Source organism: Streptomyces sp. ActVer, from assembly GCF_027270795.1.
GTDB classification, from domain to species: Bacteria; Actinomycetota; Actinomycetes; order Streptomycetales; family Streptomycetaceae; genus Streptomyces; species Streptomyces umbrinus_A.
This window is the reverse complement of the sequence record NZ_JAPWHT010000522.1, coordinates 1-6,862: the sequence shown is the minus strand read 5'-3', so window position 1 is coordinate 6,862 and position 6,862 is coordinate 1. Positions and strand designations below refer to the sequence as shown.

Below are 6,862 nucleotides of genomic sequence, written 5' to 3'. Positions count from 1 at the left end.
GCCGCGCCGCCGCGGTTCGCCGTGGTGGCGGAGCCGGGGCGCAGTCCGTCGAGGAAGCGGCTGGGTCGCCGGTTGGGCCGGCCGCCGGGTGAGCGGGACAGCGCCCAGGAGACGGAGAGGCGCTCTCTGGCCCGGGTGACGCCGACGTAGAGGAGGCGGCGCTCCTCCTCGACCTGTTCGTCGGTCTTCGCGTAGGTGATCGGCATCATGCCTTCGGCGACGCCGACCAGGAACACGACGTCCCACTCCAGGCCCTTGGCGGAGTGGAGGGAGGCCAGGGTGACGCCCTGGACGGTCGGGGCGTGCTGGGCGCCGGCGCGTTCGTCGAGCTCGGCCACGAGGTCGCCGAGGGTGGCGTCGGGTTTGGCGGCGGCGAAGTCCTGGGCCAGGTGGGCGAGGGCGGCGAGGGACTCCCAGCGCTCTCTGACGGCCCCGGAGCCGGCGGGGGGCTGGTGGGTCCAGCCGTCTCCCGAGAGGACGGCTCGCACCTGCGAGGGCAGGTCCGGGGCGTCGTCGAGGAGTGAGTCGTTGCCCCCGAAGCGGGCCGCACCGCGCAGGGCGTGGATGGCTCTCTTCACCTCGGGCCGGTCGAAGAAGCGCTCGGCTCCGCGCAGTTGGTAGGGCACCGCGACGTCGGCGAGGGCCTGTTCGTAGATCTCGGACTGCGAGTTCGTACGGAAGAGGATCGCGATCTCGCTAGCGGGGATGCCGGAGGCGATGAGGTCGCGGATGCGGCGGGCGGCGCCTTCGGCCTCGGCCGGCTCGTCGGTGTACTCGGTGTAGCCGGGTTCGGGGCCCGCGGTGCGCTGGGAGATCAGCTCCAGGCGGTGGTCGGCGGCGCGGCCGCGGGCCTGGGCGAGCAGGCCGTTGGCGAGGTGGACGACTTGGGGGGTGGAGCGGTAGTCCCTGACGAGTTTGACGACCGTGGCTCCGGGGTGGCGCGTGCGGAAGTCGAGGAGGTGGTCAGGGGTCGCGCCGGTGAAGGAGTAGATGGTCTGGCTGGCGTCACCGACGACGCAGAGGCTGTCGCGCTCGCCGAGCCACAGTTCGAGGAGGCGCTGCTGGAGGGGGCTGACGTCCTGGTACTCGTCGACCACGAAGTGCTGGTACTGGGCGCGGACCGCCTCGGCGATGTCGTGCTGGTCCTGGAGGATGGCGACGGTCAGCAGCAGTACGTCCTCGAAGTCGATGACGCTGCGGTCGCGTTTGAGGTCCTCGTACGCGGCGTAGAGCTGGGCGATCTCGGCACGGTCGCGCGGGGCCTCGCGGCCGGCCTTGGCCGCGGCGGCGGCGTAGTCGGCGGGGACGGTCTGGGTGACCTTGGACCATTCGATCTCGGCGGTGACGTCCCGCAGCTCGCCGCGGTCGAGGCGGACACGGCAGGTGGCCGCGGCGTCGGCGACGAGCTGGATCTTGCGGTCGACGATCCGCGGCAGGCTGCCTCCGACGGCTTTCGGCCAGAAGTACTGGAGCTGGCGCAGGGCGGCGGAGTGGAAGGTGCGGGCCTGGACTCCGGAGGCGCCGAGCTGGCGGAGCCGGCCGCGCATCTCTCCGGCGGCGCGGTTGGTGAAGGTGACGGCGAGCACGCTGGAGGGCTGGAGGATCCCGGCGCGCACTCCGTAGGCGATGCGGTGGGTGATGGCGCGGGTCTTGCCCGTACCGGCTCCCGCCAGCACGCACACCGGGCCGTGCAGGGCGGTGGCGACCTCGCGCTGCTCGGGGTCGAGCCCTTCCAGTACCGCGTCGGCCGTGTCAGGGGCCTGCGGGAAGAGGGTGGAATGCGTTGCTGCTGTCACCCCGCCATGCTGCCAGGTCGGCGGAGACGGGTGCGCCGGTTGTCCACAGGGAGGCGCTTGCAGTCGTACTAATGCGGCAGGCGTCCGGCTCGGCACCGGCGGCAGCCCCCCTTTCGCCGGGCCGTCCTCCGCCGTGTGGATCGGCTCTCTCCCCTGCCGCGTATGGGAATGGCGGCCAGGTCGCGTACGTTCCATCACTGCGAACACGCACTCCCCTGCAGCGAAGGAGCATGAGAGACATGCTGGGCACTGTGACGATGTACAGCACCACGTGGTGTGGCTACTGCCGCCGGTTGAAGGGCCAGATGGACCGCGAGGGCATCACGTACAACGAGATCAACATCGAGCAGGACCCGGCGTCCGCGGCCTTCGTGGAGAAGGCGAACGGCGGGAACCAGACAGTTCCCACCGTCCTCTTCCCGGACGGTTCGACGCTGACGAACCCTTCGCTGGCGCAGGTCAAGCAGAAGATCGGCGCGTAGTCGGTACGTGCCTCAGGCGGCCGCTCCGCGCGTCGGCAGGGGCTTGCCGTACCACAGCTCGATCAGGCGGGCCGCAATCGAGATGCCGTACGGAGGCAGGACCTCCCCGGACTCGAAGGCGGCCCGCAGGTCTTCGCGGGAGAACCAGCGGGCTTCCTGGATCTCCTCGCCGTCGACGTTGATCTCCGCCGAGGTGGCGCGGGCCATGAAGCCCAGCATGAGGCTGGAGGGGAAGGGCCAGGGCTGGCTGGCGATGTACTCGACCTCGCCGACGGTGACGCCTGCCTCCTCGAAGACCTCGCGGCGGACCGACTGCTCGATGGACTCACCGGGCTCCACGAATCCGGCGAGCGTGGAGAAGCGGCCTTCGGGCCAGTGGACCTGCCGGCCGAGAAGGATGCGGTCCTCGTGGTCGGTGACGGCCATGATCACGGCGGGGTCCGTGCGCGGGTAGTGCTCGGCGCCACAGGCGGGGCAGCGGCGGATGTGACCGGCCGCCGCGATCACCGTACGTTCACCGCAGCGGGAGCAGAAGCGGTGCAGGCGCTGCCAGTTCTCCAGGGCGACCGCGTGCACCATCAGGCCGGCGTCGCGCTGTGAGAGGAGCAGGCCGGCTTCGCGCAGGCCGGCCGCGCGCGCGGACTGGTCCATGCGGCCCGGAAGGGCGTCCTTCTGGAGTGCGAAGTAGCTGACGCCGTCGTCGTCGGTGCCCAGGAAGTAGCGGTGTGCTTCGGTGAGAGGCGCTTCGAAGGACGGGGTCATGACGAGTTCGGTGGTGCCGTCGGCCGTCTCGTCGATGAGGACCTGGCCGCCGGAGACCACGAAGGCGCGGGTGGTGGGGTGGCTCCACGCCGCGGCGAGCCAGGCCTCGTCGAGCCGGTGGTGGGCGGCCCGGTCGATGCCGCTCGGGGCGGTGAGCGAGATGGGACGGTCGGCGGTGTGGTCGGTCCAGGTGGTCACGGGTGCTTCCAACTCCCCCGGTGGAACGGTTGTTTCGGCGGGTGGTTCAGCGGCTGTCCGGCAGGACGTGTGCGACGGGGCTTCTTCAGTGTGCATCGCGCCAGTTCTCGGCCAGGTCGCCCCACAGGTAGGCGGTGGTTTCGACGCCCTTGAGGAGCAGGTCGAGTTCGACCTTCTCGTTGGGGGCGTGCCAGCCGTCGGACGGGACCGAGATGCCGAGGAACAGCACGGGTGCGGCGAGGACGTCCTGAAGGTCCGCGGCGGGCCCTGATCCTCCCTCGCGGGTGAAGCGGATCTCCTGCTCGAAGGCGCGGCCCATGGCGCGTGCGACGGACTGCAGCGCCGGGTGGTCGAGCGGTGTGAGGCAGGGGCGGGTGGCGGCGGCGAAGGTGATCTCGTGGCGGATTCCGGCGGGCAGCCGCTCGGCGGTCCAGGCGCGGACGATCTTCTCGATGCGGTCGGGGTCCTGTCCGGCGACGAGCCGGAACGAGAGCTTCACCATGGCCGAGGACGGGATGATCGTCTTGCTGCCGGGGCCCTGGTAGCCGCCGCCGATGCCGTTGACCTCGGCCGTGGGGCGGGCCCAGACCCGCTCCAGGGTGGTGTGTCCGGCCTCTCCGTGGATGGCCGTCGACCTGGCAATGCGCAGCCACTGCTCCTCGTCGAAGGGCAGCTCGGAGAAGAGTTCCCGCTCGCGGTCGGTGAGTTCGGCGATGCCTTCGTAGAAGCCGGGGATCGCCACGCGCGCGTGCTCGTCGTGCAGGGCGGCGACGAGGCGGGCGACGGCGGTGGCCGGATTGGGTACGGCACCGCCGAAGGCGCCGGAGTGTATGTCCTGGTCGGGTCCGTACAGCGTGATCTCGCACTCGGCGAGGCCGCGCATGCCGGTGCAGACGGTGGGGGTGTCCTCGGACCACATGCTGGTGTCGGAGACGATCACGGCCTCGGCTGTCAGCCGGTCCTTCCGCTCTTCGACGAGTGCGCGGAAGTGCGGGGAGCCGGACTCCTCCTCGCCCTCGATGAGCAGCTTCAGGTGGACGGCGGGGGCGGTACGGCCGGTGGCGGCGAGGTGGGCGCGGACGCCGAGTGTGTGGAAGAACACCTGGCCCTTGTCGTCGGCGGCCCCGCGCGCGTGGAGGCGGTTTCCGCGGACGACGGGCTCGAAGGGGTCGCTGTCCCAGCCGTCCTCGCGGGCCGCGGGCTGTACGTCGTGGTGTCCGTAGACGAGGACCGTGGGTGCCTGCGGGTCGTCGGAGGGCCACTCGGCGAAGACGGCCGGGGCGCCGGGTGTCGCCCAGACCTCGCAGGTCGGGAAGCCGGTCTCCTGGAGTTTGGCGGCGAGCCAGTCGGCGCTGCGCCGTACGTCCGCGGCGTGTTCGGGCTGGGCCGACACGGACGGGATGCGCAGCCACTCGGCGAGGTCGTCGAGGAAGGCGGCGCGGTGCTGCTCGATGTACGCGCGGACGGCGCTGTCCGGAGTCTTGCTCATGGTCACGAGCCTAGCCGTCCACGCGCGCGTGCTGGTCCGGCGGTTCCTCGGGGACCCCATCGGGTGGTTCTTCGAGGAGGAGCCGCTCCAGTGCGGCCCGGTCGGGCAGGCTCCCGGGACGTACGACCTCGCCGCCGCGCACGTACAGGAAGGCGGCCCGTACGGATTCCAGCGGTACGTCGTGCTGCTCGGCCCAGGCGAGACGGTAGAGGGCGAGCTGGAGGGGGTCGGCGTCGCGGGAGCGGTTGGTCTTCCAGTCGACGATCTCGTACGTCGTCCCGTCGCCGTCGTCTTCTTTGTAGACGGCGTCGATGCGGCCCCGTACGACGCGTCCGGCGATCGCGAGCTGGAAGGGTGCCTCGACGCGGTAGGGGGTGCGGTGGGCGTACGGGGTGCGTTCGAAGGCGTCCTTGAGGGCTTCCAGGTCGCGTTCGTCGACGATCTCGGCCTCGCTGCCGGGCAGTTCCTCCGGTTCCAGCATCGGCAGTCGCAGCTCTTCGAAGCGGGCCTCGACCCAGGCGTGGAAGCGGGTGCCGCGGCGGGCGGCAGGCTGGGGCGGGCGCGGCATGGGGCGCGCCAGTTCCTGTGCGAAGGCGTCCGGATCGGCGGCCAGGCGCAGCAGCTGGGAGGCGGTCAGGGAGGCAGGCAGGGTGACGTCCGTGACGCTTTCGCGGGCCCGCAGGAGCTCTCCGGTGAGGGCGTCCAGGTCGCGGTCCCAGGAGGCGACGGTGCGGGCTTCCTCCGGGGTGAGGTGCCTGGTCTCGGAGACGGGGCGCGGCGTCTCCGGGGGGTGCGGGCGCCCGTCCGGTGAGCGGGTGGGGTGCGCGTCCGGGGACTGGGTGGGGTGCGGAACCCTGGGACGGTTCGTGGTCCACGAGTCCCAGTCGCCCCGGGCTGCCTCGTCTGTGAGATCGGTCTCTTCGTGGAGGCCGTCCCCGTAGGGAAGCTCATCCGGGAAGTCGTCGTCCCCGTAAGGGGGCTCGTCGTGAGGCGGTTCGTCGTCCTCGGGCGGAGGCGGCCAGTCCGGGTCGTCGTACGAGTCCGGGGCGTCGTGGGACGAGGGGTGGGCCGTCTCGTGGGAGTGGCCGGACTCCAGGTGGGCCAGGACCGTCTGCGCGGCCGCGCGCCGGCGGGCCATCGCCGCGTCGTCGAGCGGGAGCGGCCAGGCGTGGTCGCCGCCGGCCTCGTGCAGTGCGGGGTTCTCCTCGGTCTCCCCGGGTTCGTCCGCCCAGGCCTCGATCTCGCCGTGCCCGGCCTCGCAGTGCTCGTACAGGGACTGCAGGAAGTCGGAGGGGCCGCGGGGCTTCTTCTGGGAGGGGCCCCACCAGTGGCCCGAGCCGAGCAGCAGCGAGCGTGGGCGGGTGAACGTGACGTAGCCGAGGCGGAGTTCCTCGGTGTGCTGGTGCTCCTTCATGGACTCGTGGAAGGCCTTCATGCTGCGGGAGTCCCAGGCGCCGATGTCCGGCAGGGTGTCGGCGTCACCGCGGAGCTCGTGCGGCAGGACCTTGCCCTGGGCGGTCCATTTCTCGCGGCCCTGGCTGCTGGGGAAGGTGCCGGTGACGAGCCCGGGGACCGCGACGACGTCCCACTCCAGGCCCTTGGACTTGTGCGCGGTGAGCACCTTGACGGTGTTCTCGCCGCCCGGCAGGGCGTTGTCGAGGCCCTTCTCGTACTGGGCGGCGGTGCGCAGGAAGCCCAGGAAGGCGAGGAGGCTGGCCTCGCCCTCGTTGGCGGCGAAGGACGCTGCGATGTCCAGGAAGTTGGAGAGGGTCTCGCGGCGGCGGGCGGCCAGGGCGTGCGGGGACGCGGAGAGCTCCACCTCCAGGCCGGTGGTGGCGAGGACGCGGTGCAGGACGTCCATCAGCGGGTCGGAGAGCGAGCGGCGCAGGTCGCGCAGTTCGGTGGCGAGGCGTGCGAACCGTACGCGGGCGTCGGCGGAGAAGGGCAGTCCGTCGTCGTCCCCGTGGCCTCCGAGGGGTGTCTCCAGGAACGTGTCGAGGGCGTCCGCGAGCGAGATGATCTCGGCCGGGTCGATGCCCTCGACGGCGGCGGCGGGCCGCCTGTCGGGGTCGTCGTCGGGCCCCCCGCGCGCGGGCGACACGAGGCGGCCGGCCCGGCGTGCCAGGAGGGCGAGG

Annotated in this window: 5 protein-coding genes; 1 reads left to right on the top strand and 4 read right to left on the bottom strand. The window is 71.8% G+C overall.

What is annotated here, in order from left to right:
• On the bottom strand, nucleotides 1-1,796 hold a 1,796-nt coding region (locus O3Q52_RS46195), incomplete at its 3' end, for an ATP-dependent helicase (RefSeq protein ID WP_269654468.1).
• 239 nt (nucleotides 1,797-2,035) lie between these two features.
• On the opposite strand from O3Q52_RS46195, the gene O3Q52_RS46190 reads away from it, so the two are divergent.
• Nucleotides 2,036-2,278 (top strand): mycoredoxin, encoded by a 243-nt coding sequence (locus O3Q52_RS46190; RefSeq protein ID WP_055610529.1) that lies wholly within the window; start codon nucleotides 2,036-2,038, stop codon nucleotides 2,276-2,278.
• Nucleotides 2,279-2,290: 12 nt separating this feature from the next.
• On the opposite strand, the gene nudC is transcribed toward O3Q52_RS46190, so the two are convergent.
• The 3 genes from nudC to O3Q52_RS46175 form a co-directional block, all read right to left on the bottom strand.
• On the bottom strand, nucleotides 2,291-3,238 hold the full coding sequence (gene nudC, locus O3Q52_RS46185; RefSeq protein ID WP_246575274.1) for an NAD(+) diphosphatase: 948 nt from the start codon (nucleotides 3,236-3,238) through the stop codon (nucleotides 2,291-2,293).
• Nucleotides 3,239-3,323: 85 nt separating this feature from the next.
• Complete coding sequence (locus O3Q52_RS46180) at nucleotides 3,324-4,727, bottom strand: dipeptidase (protein WP_269654467.1); 1,404 nt, start codon at nucleotides 4,725-4,727, stop codon at nucleotides 3,324-3,326.
• A gap of 10 nt (nucleotides 4,728-4,737) precedes the next feature.
• Nucleotides 4,738-6,862 (bottom strand): 3'-5' exonuclease (locus O3Q52_RS46175; RefSeq protein ID WP_269654466.1); only part of this gene is annotated, 2,125 nt, incomplete at its 5' end.